The following is a 21,727-nucleotide window of genomic DNA, read 5'->3' as shown; positions in this document are numbered from 1 at the left end:
TCTTATCCGCGAAGTGAAAGCTCCTGGTAGACGGTGTAGACAAAACTGACAATTTGCTGGATCAGATTGAAGAACAGCAGGCCCAGGAAGATGATAATGCCTACCACAGCCAGCGTCAGCAGCATGGTTGTAATCGTTTTGAGCACCGTGTACTGATGAACCGTCATGGTCCCGATGAACAGGAGCCACACGAACCACAGCGTAGCCAGAGCATCCAGCAAATGATAGAAGGAAGCCTCCCGCAGCGTAATCACGTTGCTGAGCAGGATATTAGGAATGTTGATCAGAATCAGCGGAAGCAGGGCGTAGCCTGTCGTAATGACGATCTCCGCGAACTTCCCTTCCCCGTCCATCAGCGTCGTCAGCGACCAGTTCGCCAGGCACCAGAGCAGGAACGGGAAAATAATATACTTGAGCTCATTGATGCTGTTCAGTTCAAGCGGGTGATTATAATTGACCACATAGCCCACATATTGGCGCTTCACGATCATGGTCAGGGTAAGGAATATAAGAATGCCCAGTGCCATTCGCAGCTTACCCTTATTCTCGTATTTCAGATCCCAGAATCCGTCGAAGGGGTGCAGAGCTACATGCAGTGAATATTTAATGTCCTTAAGAAATAGCATCCTGGACCCTCCCTCCCTTTCTCGGCCGCTTCACCAGGCGGGCAATCACGTAGCCGCCCAGCAGCACGGCTATCATTCCCGTCATATAGATGCTGAAGTGATCGCGCATATACTCCCTGCGGTATTTCCCCAGTGCCTTAGAGTAATATTCGCGGTCATTGCCCAGCTTCAGATAGGTCATAGCCTCCTTGTATTCGCCTTGGCGGAGCAGAGATTTGCCGATGCCAACATACGCCATCTCATAGTTGGCATCCAGCTTCAGCACCTCCCGCCACAGCTTCGCGGCTTCATCATGCTTGCCGGAGCTGTACAGGGTGTTGGCTTCATTCACCATGCTGCCGAACCGGGTCACCGTGAACTCGGTAATTCTCCCCAGATCACGGTCCAGCACATAAATCGCATTCTCATAGCTCTCCACCGCCGCCGGGTTCTTGAATGTGCCGAGCTGGCTGCCCAATTGGCCGATTACATATAGCAGCTTGCCGTCCTCATTGTAGGTGAAGATCCGCCCGCGCGTGGCGTCCAGTGCCCGGTAGACCCCGTTTCCCGTCACATCAATGTCAATGAAGGCGGAGCGGTCCTTACTCAGATCTCCGATCGGTGGAATCTCCCCGCCAACCCGCAGGACATCGATGCCGGAGGGATTCAATCTTTTTACCGGAGAGAAGGTCTTCTTATCCACCGTAGTGGTATAGATGAAGCCATCCTCATCGACATCGACATTATTGAATTCCAGCGGAATGAACTGCACCATCTTCTCGCGCTGCTCCTTGGTCGATACCGACTTCCAGAACAGATCCACAGGATCAAACTGCACCTTGTTCGTGCCCATGAAGCCTGTGAACTGCCCGTCGCTGTCGAACTCGATCAGCCCTTCGTAGACCCCTCTGCCGACCACATAAATGCGGCCTGCCTTGTCAACAATCACTTTCCGCGGAAAATACTCAAAACCCGCTCCTATCACATCCGCCTTCGGCGCCCCGATCTCCCGCACGAAGGTCCCTGTGCCGTCCAGCTCGACCAGCCGTCTGTTCTCCGTATCCGCCACGTAGATCCGGCCGGCGTCCGTAACGAAGAGACCTTCCGGGTTATTGAAGCTGTCCTTCTTCTCCCCGTTCTGGAAGCCTTCAATGACACGGAGTGTGTTCCACTCTTTATCCAGCACCACAATCCGCCCGTTCCCGGAATCGAGCACGTAGAGCAGCCCCTCCGCCGAGACGAACAGGTCCCCCGGAGCATTCCAGGCTCCCGTCCCTGCCTCTAGCCCGCTGATGGCCCTCGAAGGAAGATAAGCAATCGGCGACTGAACCGCATCTCCCCAGTAGGAGTAGGTATATCCTTCATACGGCGCAGCCCCGGCCGGCCTTGGACACAGGCTCACAAGCAGCAGCACGGATACAAGCACCAGTATCAATGACTTTATTCTCAACCCTAACGCCTCCATCGCTTCAGTCCTTCATGCCGGACGAAGCCATCGTCTGAATCACATTGCTCTGTGACAGAATGAACGTCACAATCGGCACGGTCATCATAATCACCGCTACCGCGGCTCCGACTCCTGCACGGGCGATCCCGCCCTGAATAATCTGGCCCATCGCGTAATGCAGCGTCTTGAGCTGCTCGCTGTAGATGAAGCTGCCCCCGTCCGTGCCCCATAGCATCTGCATCATCAGAATGAGCAGCGTCAGCCAGGCCGGCTTCACCAGCGGCATGACAACCTGCCAGAAGATGCGGTATTCACTTGCCCCGTCTATCTTCGCCGCCTCCAGCAGCGCATCCGGGATCTGCTCCATAAACTGCTTCATGAGATAGAGTCCCAGCGGATAGGCAAAGGCAGGAACGATAACCGCCTGGTAGGAGTCCATCCAGCCCAGAGCGGACATAATCATATAGTTCGGTATCGCGGTGACATGCGGCGAGAACATCAGCGACAGGACAACCACGGTGAACAGCACTTTGGAGCCGCGGAATTTATGCTTCGCCAGCGGGTAAGCCGCCGCCGAGGCCAGCAGAATATGCCCGGCTGTACCGGCAGCGGTAATGAATACCGTGTTGAATATATATCTGGAGAACGGCACCCAGGAATTCTTCATCACCTGAAACAGATTGGCGAAGTTCTCAAGCGTGGCATTGCGTACAAACAGCGTAGGCGGGAAAATAAACAGCTCATCCAGCGGCTTGAATGCATTGTTAATGACATAAATTAACGGAACCGCCATGAATGATCCGAATCCGGCCAGGGCCAGGAACAGCAGAGCGTCGACCTGCCAGGAACGGTTTACTTTTTTGTTCAGACGTATCGCCAGCTTCATCCCGCTTATTCACCCACCCTCTTCAGCAGCTTTTGAACAATCAGATTGCTGCCCAGCATCATCACGAACAGCACGGTGGCAATCGCCGAGGCATAGCCCATCTCGAAGCGGATCGTACCGTAGTCCACCAGATGGGTTACAATCGTATGCGCCCCGTACTGCACACTCGGGAAGCCTGCCAGCGCCATAGCCACATCGGCAACTGCCAGCGACGCAGTGATCTGAATAACCGCGCCGAACATCAGCTGCGGGCGCATGGAAGGGAGCGTAATGAACCACAGCTCCTGCCAGCGGTTTTTGACACCGTCCACAGCCCCTGCTTCATACAGCGTCTTGTCAACGGTCTGCAGTCCGGCGATGAAGGCCAGGAAGCTGGTCCCGAGGCTTAGCCAGAGCTGTACCAGCATGATGATCCCCAGCATATACTTGGGGTCCTGCAGCCATTGGATCGGCTCATAAATTACGCCAAGCTGCATGAGAAGTCCGTTGATGATCCCGTAGGAGTCACTGGAGAAGATGATCTGCCAGATGAAGAATACATTCCCCGAGATCGACGGCGCAAAAAAGATCAGGGTCATAAACGCCCGCAGCTTGGGATTCAGCTCATTGATCAACCAGGCAAACAGAAAACAGGCGATATAGCTGACCGGTCCGGTAACGACCGAGAAAATCAGTGTATTCTTGACCCCGATCAGGAACACATCATCGTTCCAGAGCAGCTTGGAATAATTCTCCCAGCCGATCCAGCGCGGCATCTCCAGCATATTGAAGTGCGTGAAGCTGAAGATGATCGAAATCGCCACCGGCAGTACGGTAAACAACAGAAACAGCACCATATATGGAGCCAGCAGGACGTACAGGTGCTTATCCCGCCGCACATCCTTGCCGAACAAAGCCCAGTAATTACGCAGCCCGGAAGGGGACAGCCGGGGCTGAATCAAGGGTTCGGCCGTATTTTTCACTTTCTGCACAAGAGTCCCTCCCTATTCCCTTCGTTTCAAATCGAACTCTGCTCTCTTCTGATCAATCTCATAGTCGATCTCCTGCACATAATCGTACAGGGCATCAGCGGTGTTCGTTCCATTGTTGATGACCTCGCGCAGGGCATTGTCCAGATGGCGGCCTGTGAAGTAACCGCCAGGCACCTCAGGTACACCCTGCACCCATTGCCACTGCTCCTCCAGATGGCGGTAATCGCTAGTCGGCCACGGCAGCTCCTTAAGCGCTTCAACGTTGGCGGTCGGATACCGCGCAGCCGCGCCCATGAGGCCCTCCATCTCCCGGCCGAAGCGGACCTGCGAATCCTTGTCGACCCACCACTTCATGAATTCCCAGGCGGCATCCTTGTTCCCCGCCTGCCTCAGCATCAGGGCGGCAGTGCCCCCGCTGGCAACGTCCCTGCGGATACTTCCGTCCGGCTGCTTCGTCCCCGGAACCGGAATGAATTCCCATAGCCCCTTAATCTCCGGCGCAGATACGCTCAGATAGTTATAGAAGGTATAATCCTGAATGCCGACCGGCATCTCGCCGGTGCGGAACCGCATCGGGAAGTCGAAGATCAGCGGCAGCTTGTAGCTGGTATAGAAATTGGTCCAGTTCTTGAAGGCAGCCAGCCCGGTCTCTGTATCGAGTCCGCTCTTCGCTCCGTTATTCAGATAAAATGATCCGCCCATCTGATAGAGCAGCATGGCATAGGCGCGGTTGACCTCCAGCACCGGCACGCCTGTGGTCTGCGCGAGCGGCAGCGCCATATCCATCCGGTGCTTCTGCAGCACGGGAATCATCGCGTATACCTCATCCCAGGTCTGCGGCGGCGCAAGGTTCAGCTCCTGCAGAATATCCTTCCGGTAGAACAGCATGTTGAAGATCTGCTGCTCCGGCAGGGCAAAGACCTGATTCTCGAACCGGTACGGCACGAGCGCGCTGTCTCTGAACTGCTTCACCACATCCTCATAGCCGGGATACTTCGACAGATCCTCCGCCGCTTTGCGCATCCCGAAGTTCACTGGCATATCATTGCCGACCTGCATCGCCACATCCGGGCCTTCCCCGGCCAGCGAGGCGCGCAGCAGCACATTCGGACTCACCAGCTTCAGATTGACACCGATGCCGGTAAGCGGGGTAAATGTATCATCGATCATTGCCTTCAGCACCTGCGCCTGGTCGCGGCCGGTTCCGATCCATACATCAATGGTCTCGCCGTTCTCCGTGGTATTGCCAATTGTGTTGTAATCCTCGAAGAACGAATGGGTGAAGGACGACACCTCATGCACAAGCTTCCTGAATCCGGAAGCATTCGCCTTCGGCAGCTTCACATCCGGCGAAGACAGCAGCAGATAATCAATCTCCAGCGGCTGCTCCCGTACCTCCAGAATCCAGGAGCCTACGCTGCCGACATTGATTTTGAACTGCGACAGCCGCTTCTGCACCGTTTCCGGCTTGTCGGCCATGTCCGCCAGCTGATAGGCAGTTTTATTCAAGGTTGCGGTTTTATCACTCTTTTCCCCTGTAAGCCGGACCAGCTCTTCCGATACGCCATATAGAATCTGGCTCTGCTCACGGAAGACCGCCGTCATATCCGGGATTTGCTCCTCCAGCCTGTAATCGCGGTACGGATCTGGCACATTCCCTGTAATCATCAGGATTTTCCGGTACATCGCATTAATGTCCAGCACACTGGCCTCCACCTGGCGCAAGAGCGGTGCAATTGCCCCGAGGCTGACCTCCAGCTGTAATTCGTGTTTTCCTTTGCTTAAATAGAACAAATACGGCTCATCATCGTTCCCCAGCCGGTTCATCTGCCAATCCGAATCGTAGTAGAACGGAATCTGCAGCATTTCCCGGAACGGAATCTCTCCGTCAATCCGCATAGAGCGTGTGGAATAGATCCCTCTTAGCAGCTCCTGCCGGCCTTTGATGGTGATGTTGTACAGACCGTCCTCCGGCGCTTCCACCTCCCAGGCGATCCATTGTCCCGGTACCCGCCAGTTGTTGCCGCCAATCGTGTTCATTCTGATCTTGGACACATCGTACGGCTCTGTTGAAGGGCTTGAGCGGTCTGTGATCGGATACAAGGTCGGGGAGGATTTGTAGGCCGCCGCTTCCCCCTGCACCTTGACCGCGTGGCCGCTGGTAGCCTTATACCCCTTAGCTTCGTAGCTCTGCTTCACCTCTGCGTAGGCAGCGGGTGCATCGTAGCTGTGCAGCTTAATATAGTCGATGACCATCGGCTCTCTGCTGGACACCATCGTCAAGGTGTGCCGTCCGGCCGACAGATAGAATTGATACGGCTCCTCATAGTAGCCTTCCGTATCTCTCAGCAGCGTCTCCTGCCAGGCCGGGGCCTCAATCTGGCGCGGCCGGAGATCATTGTCCCGGTTATCCTGCTGGATCTCCGGGTTCTCATTGACCCAGATCCGCCCGAAGGACAGATTGCGGGCGCTGGTGAACGGCAGCTTTCCGTCGATCAGCAGCTCACGTTCAATCGCCGAGCTTTTGCCCTTCACCGGATAATACCGGACAGAGATGTGATACAGTCCGGACTTCGGCACATCCAGCTGCCACTCTACCGAACCGCTCTCCTCCGTTCTGACGTATCTTCCCGTCTCCCCGCCAAGCTCCGTCAGCACCTCCGGACTCATCCCCTCGGCCCCGGTATAATCAGCTCCCTTCAGCATAATTTCTTCGCGGGGCTGCTCCTCGCCCTCATATTGCTGCAGATAATGCTCATAGCTGCCCTCAGGCAGCTGCCGCACCTCCTGCCCGTTCCCCGTCACACCTTGCGCCTGGGCAGCAGGCAGCTCTGCGCTTGCCGCAGGCAGCGCCATCATGGAGATCAGCATGACGGTTACAAGTGTCCGGTTCATCATCCGCCGGGATAATGATATTCTCACTCGGGTTCCCTCCTCTAGCAGACTTGCATATTAAGAGTGATACAGGTGGTGCAGAATAGAAGGATAAATAATTGTGTGAAACATATAAATCCTTATAATTCAAGCGCACACGGCTACGCCGCCCTATAAGGGCGGCTGCCGATTTTGCAGACAAACACAGCAGGTATTGCGCAAGACAAGCAGGTATTACCCTTGTTATGAGCTGTCCAGCTACCTATTTCTTCTCTTTATCCTGCTCACCGCTCAGTACTTTCTTGGCTGCGGCCTGCGCCGTTCCAATGACTTGGGCCACCCCGGTGGACGGTGTAATCTCGCCCTTCAGGAATTTCTCAGTCACCTTATCCAGCTGATCCTTGACGCCAAGACCGCCGTAACGTCCGCCGAAGACCCGCTCCACCTTCCCTTCATCATTCATCGCATTGGCGATAGAGGCTTCATCCGGCAAAATATTCTCCATCGACAATCTGCGGTTCTCCTGCCAGCTGTCGAACGGCTGCAGATCCTCCCAGATCTTTACGATGGTATCCGCATCCTTAACCCCTTTGGGAATGGCATAGGCTGCTGTCTGGCCCAGCGGATCGTAGTACTTATCGGCCTGCGGGCCTTTTGGAATATAGACATATCCCCATTCATCCTTCATCTTGCCAAGAATACGCCCCTCGATTTCCCAGAGACCGCCCGGATACATAGCCACGGTGCCTTCTCCAAAATACTTAGCCGGGTCTTCCCAGTCATTGCCCTCGTTAGGCTTGAATACCTTATCCTGCGTGTACAGCTTATGAAGGAAGTTAAGCGCTTCCATAGATGCCGGTGAATCAAAGACCGCCTTCTGAGTAGCTTCATCGTAGATTTTGCCGCCGTTGCTGGCGATCAGCAGCTCCGAGATCACATAATGGGCTCCGGCCAGACCGTACTGGTCCATCTTCCCGTCCCCGTTCTTGTCAATCGTCAGCTTCTTCGCCGCATCAAGCATCTTATTCCAGTTCCAGTTATCCTCATCCATCAGCTGCTGCGGGTCCTTCAGGCCCGCTTCCTTGAAAATACGCTTGTTGTAGAACACGCCGCTGTCGTTCGGGCTATACCAGCTCTCCAGGCCATAGACCTTGTCGCCGCCGAAGCGCATGGAATCAATCACACTCTGATCGATGAGTGAATCCTTCAGATAATCATCCAGCGGTGTCAGGAAGCCGCCATGCATCAGGCCCCAGATGAAGCCGTCAGGCAGCCGGACAATCTCGGCAAACGGATCGCTCGCCATAACGGAAGAGGACAGCTTCTCGGCGGTGGACCAATACTCTGTATTCAGGTATTTAATCTTGACGTTGTATTTCTCTTCCACCGCTTTGATCCGTTCGCGGGCAAGCTCATCTGCCTCTGAATCCCCGACAGGAGTGGCATCCCACCAGTGGGATATGCGGATCTCCCGCCCGTTCAGATTAGCAACCGGCTCCTTCGGCGCTTCCGTTGCCGCTGCTGGCGTTTCACTGGCTGCCGGAGCCTGAGTCGCCTCCGCCGCCGGTGTTGTTGCCGGTGCAGACGCGTTATTCCCTCCGCTGCAACCGGTTACAAGTGTAACTACGGCTGTCAGCAGCATGAACCACGCCGAGCTTTTCTTCTTCAACTGTTTCACTGTTCGCCACGCTCCCCTAATTTCAGTGATGTTAAGCTAATCCAAGATTGAACTGATTCAAGATTAAACTGATCCAAGATTAAACTGATTCAAGCATGTCTGCGTCCGTCCCCCGCTCCCTTCCGATGTCATATTTATATAGTGGCGTATGCCAGCATATAAGCCCTTAAGACTACCCTTGAGATGATGAAAAGAAAACTTGGAAATAAATGAACCTGGATACGGGCGGTGCCGTATAAGCGAGAAAGATAAGGAGCATTGCATGGCCGAATCGTCCCTTTAAGGGCGGTGCTGCTCCAGAGGGAAGGATTAGGATTATTGTACGGCCCCTGCCGTCCCATTAAGAGCGATACTGCTTCAGAGGGAAGGATCAGGATTGTTGTACGGCCCATGCCGTCCCATTAAGAACGATACTGCTTCAGAGGGAAGGATCAGGATTGTTGTACGGCCCCTGCCGCCCCATTAAGAGCGATACTGCTTCAGAGGGAAGGATCAGGATTGTTGTACGGCCCCTAACGTCTCTCTGAGGCGGCACCTCTCTCGTGGGAAATATCAGGATGACTGGTGGGTTATGGCTGCGAATTCTTATACTTTTCAAATTATCAGTAAATTCGAAAAATCCCCTTGTCCCATATGTACAGCCAGAGTAACCGCTTACTCAAACTCTAAAAAATAATGAAATGGGTTTCATGAAATCCATTTCATTATAACTTCTGGTTATCCCCTGGTCAATCCTACTTTACACAAATTTCATGCTTCAATCCAAAAACTTTCCAGAATACAGGCCCCCTCGTGCTGACGCACTCCACATACGCCTGGAAAGTTCTTGACCGGCCCTGGATGAACATACTTGAATGCGTGCACAGCAGACTTGTCTGGTAAGCAGCTTCCGGCGGGTGATATTACTGGCTACTCTAAGATTATTCTGCGGAATTCTTCGGGCGTGCCGTGCTGTCCCGTACCACCAGCTTTGGCTGGAGCACCGTACGTTTCCTGGGATTTCCGCCGCTAATCAGCTCATGAAGCATCTCTACAGACAGTTCCCCCAGCTGGTTGGTGTTCTGCGACACGGTGGTCAGCTCCGGAATAACCGCTCTGGATAAGGGCGAATCGTCGAATCCGACGATCGACAGATCCTCCGGTATCTTCAGCCCATGCTGGGTAGCCGACTTCAACGCCCCGATGGCCGTAAAATCATTCACACACAGCACCGCTGTCGGCCGTTCCTCTTGCTCCAGCATCCGGTCCATCAGCGTCCGCCCGCCCTCGATCGAGAAGTCATGGAACATGACCCAATCCTTGCGCAGCGTAAGCCCCCGCTCCTTCAGCTTCATCCTCACGGACTTCAGCTTCACCTGGGTCGTGGAGGTCTCCTCCATTCCCCCAAGGAATCCGATTCTCCGGTGCCCCAGGTCCAGCAGATGCTGGGTAGCCAGCGCCGCCCCTTCTTCTTCATCGGTGTAAATGCGGTGCAGGCCGCTCCGGGGCAGATTGCCGTTGACCAGCACGATCGGCACATGCTTCGACAGCTCCACGACCTCCTGCGACAACGCTGGCGGGCACTGGTTCAGGTTAATTCTGCCGCCCAGGAAAATAATCCCGTCCACTCTTTTCTCCCGAAGGATGCTAAGGTACTCCGACTCGCGGCTATGCTCCCCCGCCGTATCGCAGAGGAAGAAGGTATAATGCTTCTCTCTGGCTACATTCTCGGCTCCCCAGAAGACCTCCGGGAAAAAGGGGTTGGTGATGTCAGGCAGAATCATGGCGATGGTGCCAGTCTCCTTCTTGAGCAGACTGCGGGCCAGCGCGTTCGGCTGAAACTGATGCTTCTCAATCACAGCCATGATGATCTCCCGGGTGCTCTCCTTGACCGGAGCTGTATTGTTGAGGACACGGGAGACTGTGGCTACGGACACCTGGGCCTCCTTGGCGATATCATATATGGTAATCGTCTTCATCCTTTACCTCCTTGGTCTCGCGTTCCTGGCTTATAGCAACTTACATCCGGGGCGGATGGGTGCGGGGGGTTGGGGTGGGGTGGGGATTGGGGTGGAGCGGGAGTTGTCGCAGGGGGGCAGGGCGAGTTAGAGTTGGCAGACGCGGGAGATGGGGCGGGTGCTTAGTGGCCCTTTATTCGTGCCAGCCGCCAACTGCTCCTCACTTCACTCAACCACCCACTTTTGGCCAATTCAGGGGCATTTCTGCTCCTCATTTCGTTCGACCCGCCCACTTTTGGCAATTCAGGGGTATTTGTGCTCCTCATTTTGCTCGACCCGCCCACTTTCGGCCAATTCAGGGGTACTTGTGCTCCTCATTTCGTGCGCCCCGCCCACTTTCGGTCAATTCAGGGGTATTTGTGCTCCTCATTTCGTTCGACCCGCCCACTTTCGGCCAATTCAGGGGTACTTTGGACTCCTCATTTCGCTCAACCGCCCACTTTCGGCCAATTCAGGGGTACTTGTGCTCCTCATTTACGTCTGTGGCCCACTTCCAGCACTTTTAATGGGATTTATCCCTTTGGTTCGGCCGTGCGGCCCACTTCCGGCACTTTTAATGGGATTTATCCCTTTGATTTCACCGTGCGGCCCACTTCCAGCACATTTAATGGAGTTTATCCCTTTGGTTCGGCCGTGCGGCCCACTTTCGGCACATTTAATGGGATTTATCCCTCTGATTTCTCCGTGCGGCTCACTTCCGGCACTTTTAATGGGATTTATCCCTTTGGTTCGGCCGTGTGGCCCACTTCCAGCACATTTAATGGGATATATCCCTTTGGTTCGGCCGTGCGGCTCACTTCCGGCACTTTTAATGGGATTTATCCCTCTGATTTCACCGTGCGGCTCACTTCCGGCACTTTTAATGGGATTTATCCCTCTGATTTCACCGTGCGGCTCACTTCCGGCACTTTTAATGGGTTTTTGCAGTCTGATTCCGGCGCGGTCAATGGCGCACATATACTATACTTTCGGCGTTGAGGTCAGGTAGTACTTAATTCCAGTTTGTCCACAACCGAAGCCCCCTACATTTGCTCAACAGCATACGGAAGCGGTGGCACTCTATTGAGAAGGACGGCAGCCGTTGCAGCGTTGGCAACAAGATGAGAGAAGCACCCCCGTCTAGCACCAAACATACTAATCTTTACACTGCAATCGGCAGCAGTGATGCTTGTCCGTTGGTGATCTGTATGGCTCAGCAGGGATTAGCATAGCGGTAGCAGCTTGGAGCCTACGTCCCTTGCTCATCGAAATAGCTGTTCAGCAGCTTGAGGAACACATTCGGAAAGGCGTAATTTTTCATGTCCTCACGGTTGATCCAGCGCTGCGCTCCGCTGTCTGCTGCATCAGCTGCGGCATCCCCGCTGTCGAACAGCGCCAGCGGTGCGTCTTCCGCCGGCTGTGCCCCCAACGCGCCATCCGCGCGCTCCGCTTGCGCCGCCCCGTACACGGCGCGGCTCTCCGCTGCCAGCGGCAGCGCCGCCTCTTCCCTGCAGCGGTACACCTGCAGGGTCCACACAATATGGCTGAATGTATGCTCCGCAGCCATCCAGTGCCCCTCAGGCCGGGCGTGAATCCCGGCCTGGCTCATGGACCGGCGTAGCCGGTCCAGCGCTGCCGCTTCCGGCAGCAGCGCACCGCGCGCGCCGCCGGCCTCAGCAGGCGGCGCCGGCCAGTGCGGCAGCTCCCACATGCGGGCCAGCAGCCCGCTGGCCGGCCGCTGCCGGATCAGTACCCGGCCCGCGTGCTCGCCGCGGCCCTCCACTAAGGCAGCCAGCCGCTCCTCCGGACGCGGCGGCTTCGCCTTGGTCTTGACGGGCAGCGAGGCCTCGCAGCCCGCCAGCCGCGCGGCGCAGTGCTCCATCACCGGGCACGGAAGGCAGCGCGGTGATTTCGGCGTGCAGATGAGCGCGCCAAGCTCCATCAGCGCCTGATTGAAGCTGCCCGCCTCCCCTTCGGGGATCAGCTCGGCGGCAAGCTTCTCCATTTTCACACGGGTCGGGCCTTTGGCAATGTCATCCTCAATCAGGAAATACCGGGATAAGACGCGCATCACATTGCCATCCACCGCCGGCTCCGGCCGGTTGAACGCGATGCTCAGAATAGCACCGGCTGTATACGGGCCTACGCCCTTGAGGCCGAATACGGCATCACGGTCATCCGGCACCTGCCCCCCGTACAGCTCCTTGACCTGCTTCGCGGCATGCTGGAGATTCCGGGCACGCGAGTAGTAGCCAAGACCCTCCCAGCATTTCAGCACCTCTTCCTCCGGTGCATCTGCGAGCGCCTCCACGGTTGGAAACTGCTCAATAAAACGGTTGAAATAAGGAATTACCGTATCCACCCGGGTCTGCTGCAGCATAATCTCCGAGATCCAGATGTAATACGGATTGCGGTGGCGCCGCCACGGCAGGTCCCGCTTCTGGAGGTGGTACCATTCCAGCAGGAACCGGCTGAAGAATAACTTGGCTTCCTGCTGCGCTTCTATGTGCTTCTCATCTGTGGTCATCGTTATTCTCCTTGCCGTTCAAAATTATATAGTTACAGGCTGTGGCCGGTCGTCCGCTCCACCACCGCGAAGGCCGAGGCCAGTCCGCGGCTGTGCGTAATGGTGAGATGAATGACATACTCCTGCTCCGGCAGCCCCAGCCGGGCCCAGGCCTCCGCCGACAGTATGGCTACTGGCTTGCCCAGCGCATCCGGCAGAATCTCAATGTCCTGAAAACCCACCATCTGACCGATTCCGCAGCCCAGCGCCTTCACAACCGCTTCCTTGGCCGAGAATCTCCCGGCGGTGAATTCCGCTGTCTTCGCGCCTTTGCCTGCGGCCAGCACCCGCTCCTGCCCGGTCAGAATTCTCCGTGCGAACCGGTCGCCCAGGCTGCCCTCTGCAATCCCGGCAACCCTGCCGATTTCCAGCACATCATGCCCGATTCCGTAAATCACACTCCCACACCTCTCCTGGCTCTGCATTCCTTAACCCTCTTATATTACCTTCTATCCTTACCCTTCGTCTAATGATATGATCTTGCTAGGACTCCACAGATCTCATGTAACAGTGAAGCCTGTCAGCTTCTTGACCAAGTATTATTAATAATAGTCTTAGCGTCAGCTTTCTGCTATCTTAAAAGAAAAAAAACTTAAAGTCTATCACCCGCAAATCAGGTATATCTGGTAAAGAAGTACAACCGCCAGTTCCAAGAGATGAAGGAAAGGAAGAATACCTTATGTCCCGTAATTTTGAATTACCCGCAGGAGAGGATACGGTGCTTCGCTGCTCCCATTTTCCCGCTCAGGGAGAGGCCCGGAGTGTGGTGGTTATCGCTCACGGCTACAAAGGCTTCAAGGATTGGGGGATGTTCCCGTACACGGCACAGTCGCTCAGCGACGAGCATGAAGTGATCAGCTTCAACTTCTCCCATGCCGGCATCGGCGAGGATCTGCAGAATTTCACCGAGCTGGACAAGTTCGCCCGCAACACCTACCAGCGTGAGATCAAGGATATGGAGATCCTGCTCTCTTATCTGAGCCAGCACCACAGGTTCGGCAGCCTCCCGCTTTTCCTGCTGGGCCATAGCCGCGGCGGGGGCGACTCACTCCTCTACGCACTGGATCATCCGGCAGAAATTGCCGGGGTCATCTCCTGGAACGGGATCACTAACCTGGATCTGTTCACAGAGCAGCAGAAGAGTGAAATGCGGGAAAAGGGCCGGACCCACGTGCTCAACGGACGGACCGGCCAGCAAATGCCGCTGGACGCCATCATTATAGAGGATCTGGAGCAGCAGGCGGAGCGTTACCAGATTCTAGAGCGGATGAAGCAGGCCAACTTCCCCGTTGTCCTGATTCAAGGCAGTGAGGACGGCGAGCATCTGCGGCGCGGCTCCGAGCAATTGGTCCGGCTGCGGCCGGATATCGAATGGGTGCAGATTCCCGGCGGCAATCATACCTTTGGCACCGTTCATCCTTTTGCCGGAACTACCCCCCAGTTAGAACAGGCGATATCCGCTACCAGAGAGTTCATCGACCGGGTGCTGGCGAAGTAGACCATCCATTTATAATGAGCCTCACATACCTGGCTGCCTAATTGTATTCGGTTTTCCGCACACATTCGGCCGATGCACCTTCGCGCCACACATTGTATTCGGTTTTCCGCACACATTCGGCCGATGCACCTTCGCGCCACACAATGTATTCGGTTTTCCGCATACATTCGGCCGATGCACCTTCGCGCCACATATTGTATTCGGTTTTCCGCATACATTCGGCCGATGCACCTTCGCACCAGCATACTCTTACACAAAAACCGCCGGAGCGTCTGCATCAAGCGCAGCGCCCCGGCGGCTCCGGCATAACCTGTCTAGATCCCCGGAATACTATCGCGCTTATGCGCCGTTCTCCGGAAGAAGCGCTCCAGCTTCTCAGCCGCTTCAGGGCTGACGGTCTTCCCCTCCAGATAATCGCTGTTCTCCTCATAGGTGATTCCAAGCTCAGTCTCATCCGTCTGGCCCGGCCAGAGTCCGGCCGTCGGCGCTTTGGTTACGATATCCGCCGGCACGCCAAGCGCCGCAGCCAGCTGCCGTACCTGCCGTTTGTTCAGGGAGGACAGCGGTGTTATATCGACGGCGCCATCGCCCCACTTCGTATAGAATCCGGTAATGGCCTCAGAGGCATGATCGGTACCCACCACCAGCAGATTGTTCTCAAAAGCAAGCGCATACTGCATCACCATCCGCGTTCTCGCTTTTACATTCCCCTTGCCCTGATGGGTAATATGCTTGTGCTGGCCCAGGGCCTTCAGGCTATGCTCGACCTCCAGGGCGATCTCGTTCACCGCTTCTTCGATATTGGTCTCCACCGTATGGGTCAGCTCAAAAGCCCGGGCCACCGCATAGCTGTGCTCAATATCCTCCTGCTCCCCGTAAGGCTGGAACACCCCGAGTGTCATATACTCCTTGCCTTCCTCCGCCGTCAGCTCGTCCGTAGCCAGCTTGCACAGGCCCGCAGCCACCGCGCTGTCCACACCCCCGCTAATCGCAATCAGCAGACCTCTGGCCCCCGCCTGGAGCGCATACGCTTTCAGGAAATCTACACGCTTACGGATCTCCGCATCCGTATCAATCACCGGCTTAACTCCCAGCGTAGCAATAATCTCTTCCTGCAGACTCACAAGACCACCCCGTTTCTTAGAATTGTAATCCCTACTCTTAACATTAGAAAAAAAATCCCGCATGAGCCAAGCCCCCGGCTGACGGCTGGCTGATGCGGGATCATTACTTATTCATGCTGCTGTCCTCAGGCTGCAGGACATTATTACTGGCACACGCGGTCAAAAACTTCCTTCAGCTCCGCAGCAATCTCGGCGGCCGAACGGTCTTCCACACCGTGACGTTCGATGAAGTGAACCAGCTCGCCGTCCTTCATCAGCGCGATGGAAGGGGATGATGGCGGATACGGTGCGAAAAATTCACGCGCCTTGGCGGTAGCTTCCTTCTCCTGCCCGGCAAATACGGTGAACAGGTGATCCGGCAGAATCTCGTTCTGCAACGCCTGGGCTACCCCTGGACGGCACTGTCCGGCGGCACAGCCGCATACGGAGTTCACAACAACCAGCGAAGTTCCCTTGGCTGCCGGAAGGGCTGCTTCCACATCCTCCGGGGTCAATAGCTCCTGAAATCCGATGCTTGTCAGATCGTCGCGCATAGGTTGGATAGAATCTCTCATATATTGATTAAAAGACATGGACATTTCTCTGCACTCTCCTTCATCACTTGAATTGAGATAAGGTCAGAACCCGGATAACGTTACCGCGTTCCAGCACTACTTGCTAACTTTATTATACATACATACTCTGCGAAAGCAAGAGACGCAGCCTGCCGCTGCACAGCCCCGAAACGGTGCCGTCCCCGTGAAATCTGCTACATATATACAGGGCTCTGGACCGCTCCCTCTCTGGACTCCACCGGAAAAGTAACGATGACCGAGGTCCCGGACCCTACCTCCGATTCTACCCGGATCGTTCCATTATGCCGCTCCGCAATACTGAGACAGAGCGGCAGGCCAAGACCTGTCCCCTGGCTCTTGGTGGTGAAGAACGGAGTGAACAATTGATTCAGCTGGCTCTGGGGCATGCCTTCTCCGGTATCCGTAATAATCAGCAGCACGTTATCCTCATGCTCATAGGCAGCCAGCGTCAGTACGCCCTTGGCCTCCATCGCCTCCATGGCGTTGCGGGCCAGATTCAGAATCAGCTGCTTGATCTCTCGGACATTCAGCTGCAGCAGCGGCATCGTCGGGCTGATTTTCAGCTCCACACTCTGGCCGCGGAGATTGGCATCCGCCCAGATCAGCGGCGTAAGCTCCTCCAGAATATGCTGGAGGCCGGCAGGCTCCTTGTCCGATACACGGGTCTGTGCCAGCGACAGAAAGTCATTGATGATGCTGTTGGCCCGGTCCAGCTCTTCCATGACAATATGATAATAGGAGTGGAGCTCCTCCGGGCTTTTCTCCCGCATCAGCTGCAGGAAGCCGCGAACTACCGCCATCGGGTTACGGATCTCATGCGTAATGCCCGCAGCCATCTGCCCGACCAGCGACAGGCGCTCGACATTGTCAAGCTCACTGCGCATTTTCTCCTCTTCCGTCAAATCCTGAATAATCATGACGATGCCGCCCGGCAGTCCCGATTCATGCTGGAGCGGCGCGGTAAAAATATGATAGGTCATCGAATCGACCCTGATCTTGGTATTGGAGCGCTGTCTGCTCCTCAGAACCGCCTGTAACCGGTCCAGGGTAGCCTGATCCATGCTTTGGCCGAAGATATCACTAGCCGGCCTGGACAAAATAAACTCTCTGGTCAACAAGGGACAATGACGCTGCATCAGGCTCAGCATATATTCATTTACCTCTGTCACATACCCGTTGTCATCGAACTCCATAATATTCAGCGGAACCACATTTGTAATCTGCTGCAGCTTCTCCGATTCCCATTGGAATTTCTCCGAGATTCCCTGCATTTGGACCCTAACCTGCAGCTTGTCCCACGCCTTATCGATATAGATGATGAACAAGGCGCCCAGAATTAAGGCCGTTAATCCGTATAGTCCGGCGAGAGCCGCTTCGCTGGGAGGTATATCCATGACGTTCCTGCCCTGTATATTCGGTACAATGACTATGAATAACATGCTCGGGAAAAGTGCGCCCCACAGGATGAAGATTTTGCCGGGTATCGCAGATTTCTTGAACATCCCGGACATACCGAAGAGCAGCGGATACAGCAGCACCCCTGTATTCAGGAAGAGATGCTCCAGACCTGAGGGCACCGAGAACAATGCAGTACAGAAGAAGAAATATAGCGCGAGGTAGACGCTGGAGCGCAGATTACCATATAAGATCCCAATATACGCTGGGAGAATAGCCAGATTCAAATAGACCAACCCGAACATCGTGGCCGACAGTGCCATGCACAGCGTAATCCCCAGCGCGCAGCAGATCATCAGAAAGGTCTGGTCATCCGGAAACCTGATGTTCCTGCGCAAGGGATGGCCCCGGTCCAGCCTCCACTGAAAGAGAAACAGAAAAATGCAGGCAGCCGATATTTGCAATAAAATATCCTTTACCGCATAAATAATTGCAATCACTCCTCAAATTGGTTAAAATTCCTTTTCCACTTAGATTAAAGCATAACCGCGCATTCCTGACAACGATAATCAGGTTTCGGTCGCTTGGACCTGGCTACACTCCGCCTGGAATGGTATGATGCCGTTAATAGAGTCTCGCAATAAGCAAAAGGAGCAAATGAATGAGTAACTACGATGTAATCGTCATTGGAGGCGGCCCGTCCGGGCTGATGGCCAGCGTAGCCGCAGCCGGACACGGAGCGTCCGTACTTCTGATCGACAAAGGGGCGAAGCTGGGCCGCAAGTTGGGAATCTCGGGCGGCGGGCGCTGCAATGTTACCAATATAAAGGAGACCTCGGAGCTGATCGCCCATATTCCGGGCAACGGCCGTTTTTTATACAGCTCGTTTGATCATTTCAACAACCGGGATATTATAGATTTCTTTGAGGGGCTGGGCATTGCCTTGAAGGAGGAGGATAACGGGCGGATGTTCCCTGTATCGGACAAGGCCGCAAGCGTAGTATCCGCTCTGATAGGCAAAGTGCGGAGCCTTGGTGTGCAGATCATGACGGACAGCCCGGTCCGTGAGGTTCTCTACGGGGAAGGAGCCGTCCGGGGCATCCGCCTGGAGTCAGGCCAAGCGTTCGGCGCGAAGGCTGTAATCATCGCCACCGGAGGCAAGTCCGTGCCGCAGACCGGCTCTACCGGCGACGGGTACCCTTGGGCTGCCGCCGCCGGACATACGATCACGGAGCTGTTCCCGACCGAGGTCCCCATTCTCTCCCGGGAGGCGTGGATCAAATCCGGGGAGCTGCAGGGCTTGTCCCTCCGCGATGTCACGCTGAGCGTCTGGAATCAGAAGGGCAAGAAGGTGATCTCCCACAGGGGGGATATGATCTTCACCCATTTCGGCTTATCCGGCCCGATTGCGCTGCGCTGCAGCCAGTTCCTGCGCCAGGTTCAGCAGAAGTCGGGAACCGATACCGTGGAGATGTCCATCGACCTGTTCCCGGACCTGTCCCTTCAGGAGGCGGAGTCTATGCTCCAGAATAAGCTCGATCTGGAGCCGAAGAAGGCGATCCGCAATTCGCTGAAGGGCCTGCTGCCCGAGCGCCTGATCCCGCTGCTGCTGGCGAAGAGCGGGCTGGACGGGGAGATTACAGGCCATCATCTGCCCAAGCTTGGCCTGGGGGCGCTGGCTGCCCTGGTGAAGCGGATGCCCGTTCAGGTTCATGGGACACGTTCGCTGGCGGAAGCCTTTGTGACCGGCGGGGGAGTTGCGCTCAAGGAGATCGACCCCAAGACCATGCAGTCCAAGCTGACCGCAGGCCTCTATTTCTGCGGTGAGATTCTCGATATTCACGGGTATACCGGCGGCTATAATATTACCGCTGCCTTCTCTACCGGCTATACTGCCGGTAAGCATGCGGCGGAGCAGTAAGGCGCATAAGCAGCGCCTATAGTTAGCTTCTTCTGTCTGGCCTGCGATCTGAGAAACATCCCGGATGCTGCCAGTGACAGCCAGAAGAGCCGTAACAGCAAAGAGCCTTCACCCGGCTTGTGGAGGAAGGCTCTTTGCTATTATCTTGCAAACCTTATGACACTGAAGATACGGCCGATCCAGATTCCGGCGGCAGCCCCGACAGGGATAAAGATCAGCAAGCCCAACCAGCCGTAGGCCGGAATGCAGAGCATAGCGGAGCACAGGACGGCAAAGGGCGTCAGCAGAATGGGCATCGCCTTGGAGCCGGCGTCCGCCTTCTGCTCCTTGGTGAACGGCAGAATGCCGATATAATCATCCCCGGAGAACAGATTCCAGAAGGAGGTCAGCCAGTAGGCCATCAGGCAAGTCAAGATGGCGTACAGCAGCCATTTCAGCACTACCGGCACAATAAGAATGGCCACCAGCGACACCCCGGTGAACTGCAAATACAGCTTGAGGTGGGCCGGATTGCGCAGCAGCGCCTTCATCCCTGCGGCGGCGAAGCGGCTCTCGGGCAGCTTCGAAGCCAGCAGCGGCTGTGACTTGCGGAAGATCCAGGGCTTATAGCGTGTCGGCCGCGGCTTATCCAGCACACGGCGCAGCAGAATCGCTGCAATTCTCATCCGCTGCTTGTAGTCTTCGCGCACATCATTCATGAACGTACCGCGCAGACGCAGGCGGGCTCTGAAGGCCAGAACGGTCACTACCGCGTAGGCGGCTGCCGCCAGGAACAGAAGGGCCGGGCTGTCCTTCCAGAAGAGCGCGAGACGCAGGTAGATCCCGCAGGGTACGGCCACCGCCAGGATCAGCCACAGCCGGCGGCGGAAGCCCTGCCGCTGTACCTTGACGATATGGCCCAGCAGCTTAACGGCCCAGCCACAGGTTATGGTCAGCGCCAGCAGGCCATAGGCGCTTGCCGTGCTCAGATCGTAGCCGCGGATCAGAAACGGCAGCAGAATGACGTACACCGCCGCCATCTTCAGCGCAGTTACCGCTAGGCTATAGACCATCCCGCCCTTGAGGATCGTGCTGATCCAGTTCTGCCGCTGCCGCAGGAACAGCAGATCGCCTTCCTGGAGCAGCAGTACGATACCTCCGGTAGCCAGCAGAATGGCCAGCAGCGAAGGCACGACCACAAAGGGTACATGGCTGAACCAACCCGGGAGATTGCCGTTCCAGTAGCCATAATAGAAGCGGCCGCCGAGAAGGCCCCCCGGGATGAGGATATACAGCAGGACCGTCCAGTCTACAGCCGTACGGATAATAGCAGTCTGCTCCCGGAAATGGGAGAACAGTCTTCGTCTTAAGAGATTCCTTGCAGCCGGGAACGCAAATGAATTCCGGCTCATGTTAATTCGTCGAAGCAATCAAACAGCGATCCCTCCGGCAGCCCCGCTTCCCCGCGTATCGCCGCAAGTGTCCCCTCGGCGGCAATTTTGCCTCCGGAGATCAGAATGAAGCTGTCGCAGATTTTCTCCGCTGTATCCAGAACATGCGTGGACATCAGCACCCCGGCGCCGCGTTCCCGTTCCGCCTCCAGCAGGCGCAGGAAATCCTTGGTGGCCCTGGGATCAAGGCCGATGAACGGCTCGTCCACAATATAGACATCCGGCTGTACCAGGAAGCCGAGCATGAGCATCATCTTCTGCTTCATCCCCTTGGAGAAGCCCGCCGGCAGATCATCCCGCACATGGGTCATGCTGAACTGTACCAGCAGCTGTTCCGCCGTGGACTCGAAGGCTTCATAGCTTAAGCCGTAGGCAGCGGCAGCCAGATCAAGATGCTCCCACAGGGTAAGGTCCTCGTAGAATACCGGCTGCTCCGGCACATAGGCGTAGGACTGGTTCTCGCCGCCCAGCTTCACCCGGGCCTTGGCATGCTTCAGCAGACCAAGCAGCGTCTTGATCGTAGTGCTTTTGCCGGCCCCGTTCGGTCCGATCAGTCCCAGCAGCTCGCCCTTTCTCACCTGGAAGGAGATTCCTGAGATGCGGATATCCCCTGCCTCATAGCCTGCTTCCTCAATTACCACATCAAGCACGGTATCCTCTTCATCGTAGTCATCATCGTCGTCGTAATACTTGTTGATCCGGTCCTCCGTCTGCTTCGGAGCCTTCTGTTCCTCTGAGCCTTCTGTCTCTTCCATATCTATCTCCATCTCCTGTATCATCA

General features: G+C 55.8%; 16 protein-coding genes. 2 read left to right on the top strand and 14 right to left on the bottom strand.

Annotated elements, in window-relative coordinates:
- Positions 1 to 2: 2 nt before the first annotated feature.
- The 9 genes from NST26_RS02360 to acpS form a co-directional block, all read right to left on the bottom strand.
- On the bottom strand, positions 3 to 626 hold the full coding sequence (locus NST26_RS02360; RefSeq protein ID WP_339253354.1) for a Yip1 family protein: 624 nt from the start codon (positions 624 to 626) through the stop codon (positions 3 to 5).
- Positions 613 to 2,055 (bottom strand): tetratricopeptide repeat protein, encoded by a 1,443-nt coding sequence (locus NST26_RS02355; RefSeq protein ID WP_339253353.1) that lies wholly within the window; start codon positions 2,053 to 2,055, stop codon positions 613 to 615. Before NST26_RS02355 ends, NST26_RS02360 begins: the two co-directional genes overlap by 14 nt.
- A 19-nt stretch (positions 2,056 to 2,074) precedes the next feature.
- Positions 2,075 to 2,938: a carbohydrate ABC transporter permease gene (locus tag NST26_RS02350; RefSeq protein ID WP_209877862.1), complete on the bottom strand. Its 864-nt coding sequence runs from the start codon at positions 2,936 to 2,938 to the stop codon at positions 2,075 to 2,077.
- Between the two features lie 5 nt (positions 2,939 to 2,943).
- Positions 2,944 to 3,849: a carbohydrate ABC transporter permease gene (locus NST26_RS02345; protein WP_425355130.1), complete on the bottom strand. Its 906-nt coding sequence runs from the start codon at positions 3,847 to 3,849 to the stop codon at positions 2,944 to 2,946.
- A 72-nt stretch (positions 3,850 to 3,921) separates the two neighbouring features.
- The gene (locus tag NST26_RS02340) at positions 3,922 to 6,780 is read right to left on the bottom strand and encodes an extracellular solute-binding protein (protein ID WP_445253480.1); all 2,859 of its coding nucleotides are present in this window, start codon (positions 6,778 to 6,780) and stop codon (positions 3,922 to 3,924) included.
- A 265-nt stretch (positions 6,781 to 7,045) separates the two neighbouring features.
- On the bottom strand, positions 7,046 to 8,461 hold the full coding sequence (locus NST26_RS02335) for an extracellular solute-binding protein (protein ID WP_339253348.1): 1,416 nt from the start codon (positions 8,459 to 8,461) through the stop codon (positions 7,046 to 7,048).
- Between the two features lie 920 nt (positions 8,462 to 9,381).
- On the bottom strand, positions 9,382 to 10,419 hold the full coding sequence (locus NST26_RS02330) for a LacI family DNA-binding transcriptional regulator (RefSeq protein WP_339253346.1): 1,038 nt from the start codon (positions 10,417 to 10,419) through the stop codon (positions 9,382 to 9,384).
- A gap of 1,267 nt (positions 10,420 to 11,686) precedes the next feature.
- Positions 11,687 to 12,964, bottom strand: coding sequence for an A/G-specific adenine glycosylase (gene mutY / locus NST26_RS02325; protein ID WP_340978401.1), 1,278 nt, complete (start codon positions 12,962 to 12,964; stop codon positions 11,687 to 11,689).
- Positions 12,965 to 12,996: 32 nt separating this feature from the next.
- Entirely contained in the window at positions 12,997 to 13,401 is a 405-nt protein-coding gene (acpS, locus tag NST26_RS02320; protein WP_209877871.1) for a holo-ACP synthase, read from the bottom strand.
- Positions 13,402 to 13,682: 281 nt separating this feature from the next.
- Between acpS and NST26_RS02315 the strand changes: the two genes are divergently transcribed.
- A complete protein-coding gene (locus NST26_RS02315) occupies positions 13,683 to 14,501 on the top strand; it encodes an alpha/beta hydrolase family protein (RefSeq protein WP_340978400.1) in 819 nt (272 codons plus the stop codon).
- Between the two features lie 314 nt (positions 14,502 to 14,815).
- Here the strand turns inward: NST26_RS02315 and nadE are convergent, their stop codons facing one another.
- The 3 genes from nadE to NST26_RS02300 all read right to left on the bottom strand — a co-directional run bounded on the left by nadE (position 14,816) and on the right by NST26_RS02300 (position 17,993).
- On the bottom strand, positions 14,816 to 15,625 hold the full coding sequence (nadE, locus tag NST26_RS02310; protein ID WP_339312604.1) for an ammonia-dependent NAD(+) synthetase: 810 nt from the start codon (positions 15,623 to 15,625) through the stop codon (positions 14,816 to 14,818).
- A 143-nt stretch (positions 15,626 to 15,768) separates the two neighbouring features.
- Complete coding sequence (locus NST26_RS02305; protein WP_036722287.1) at positions 15,769 to 16,203, bottom strand: BrxA/BrxB family bacilliredoxin; 435 nt, start codon at positions 16,201 to 16,203, stop codon at positions 15,769 to 15,771.
- 170 nt (positions 16,204 to 16,373) lie between these two features.
- Entirely contained in the window at positions 16,374 to 17,993 is a 1,620-nt protein-coding gene (locus tag NST26_RS02300) for an ATP-binding protein (RefSeq protein WP_340978399.1), read from the bottom strand.
- Between the two features lie 263 nt (positions 17,994 to 18,256).
- Here NST26_RS02300 and NST26_RS02295 point away from each other — a divergent pair, with 263 nt between their 5' ends.
- Positions 18,257 to 19,516, top strand: a complete 1,260-nt coding sequence (locus NST26_RS02295; protein WP_340978397.1) for a BaiN/RdsA family NAD(P)/FAD-dependent oxidoreductase — start codon at positions 18,257 to 18,259, stop codon at positions 19,514 to 19,516.
- Positions 19,517 to 19,656: 140 nt separating this feature from the next.
- Here the strand turns inward: NST26_RS02295 and NST26_RS02290 are convergent, their stop codons facing one another.
- Complete coding sequence (locus tag NST26_RS02290; protein ID WP_340978396.1) at positions 19,657 to 20,925, bottom strand: ABC transporter permease; 1,269 nt, start codon at positions 20,923 to 20,925, stop codon at positions 19,657 to 19,659.
- Positions 20,904 to 21,701: an ABC transporter ATP-binding protein gene (locus NST26_RS02285; protein WP_209877884.1), complete on the bottom strand. Its 798-nt coding sequence runs from the start codon at positions 21,699 to 21,701 to the stop codon at positions 20,904 to 20,906. The genes NST26_RS02290 and NST26_RS02285 overlap by 22 nt, the downstream gene beginning before the upstream one ends.
- Between the last annotated feature and the right edge of the window lie 26 nt (positions 21,702 to 21,727).

The organism is Paenibacillus sp. FSL R7-0128, from assembly GCF_038002245.1.
Taxonomy (GTDB): Bacteria; Bacillota; Bacilli; order Paenibacillales; family Paenibacillaceae; genus Paenibacillus_AQ; species Paenibacillus_AQ silagei.
Note: the sequence above shows the minus strand (reverse complement) of the source record. Positions and strands in the feature narration are given on the sequence as shown.

Excerpts from the sequence above, each read along its gene's own strand:
- NST26_RS02330 (WP_339253346.1), bottom strand. The coding sequence starts at position 10,419 with ATGAAGACGATTACCATATATGATATCGCCAAGGAGGCCCAGGTGTCC.
- NST26_RS02360 (WP_339253354.1), bottom strand. The coding sequence starts at position 626 with ATGCTATTTCTTAAGGACATTAAATATTCACTGCATGTAGCTCTGCAC.
- NST26_RS02340 (WP_445253480.1), bottom strand. The coding sequence starts at position 6,780 with ATGCTGATCTCCATGATGGCGCTGCCTGCGGCAAGCGCAGAGCTGCCT.
- NST26_RS02315 (WP_340978400.1), top strand. The coding sequence starts at position 13,683 with ATGTCCCGTAATTTTGAATTACCCGCAGGAGAGGATACGGTGCTTCGC.
- mutY (WP_340978401.1), bottom strand. The coding sequence starts at position 12,964 with ATGACCACAGATGAGAAGCACATAGAAGCGCAGCAGGAAGCCAAGTTA.
- NST26_RS02350 (WP_209877862.1), bottom strand. The coding sequence starts at position 2,938 with ATGAAGCTGGCGATACGTCTGAACAAAAAAGTAAACCGTTCCTGGCAG.
- NST26_RS02295 (WP_340978397.1), top strand. The coding sequence starts at position 18,257 with ATGAGTAACTACGATGTAATCGTCATTGGAGGCGGCCCGTCCGGGCTG.
- NST26_RS02305 (WP_036722287.1), bottom strand. The coding sequence starts at position 16,203 with ATGTCCATGTCTTTTAATCAATATATGAGAGATTCTATCCAACCTATG.
- NST26_RS02285 (WP_209877884.1), bottom strand. The coding sequence starts at position 21,701 with ATGGAAGAGACAGAAGGCTCAGAGGAACAGAAGGCTCCGAAGCAGACG.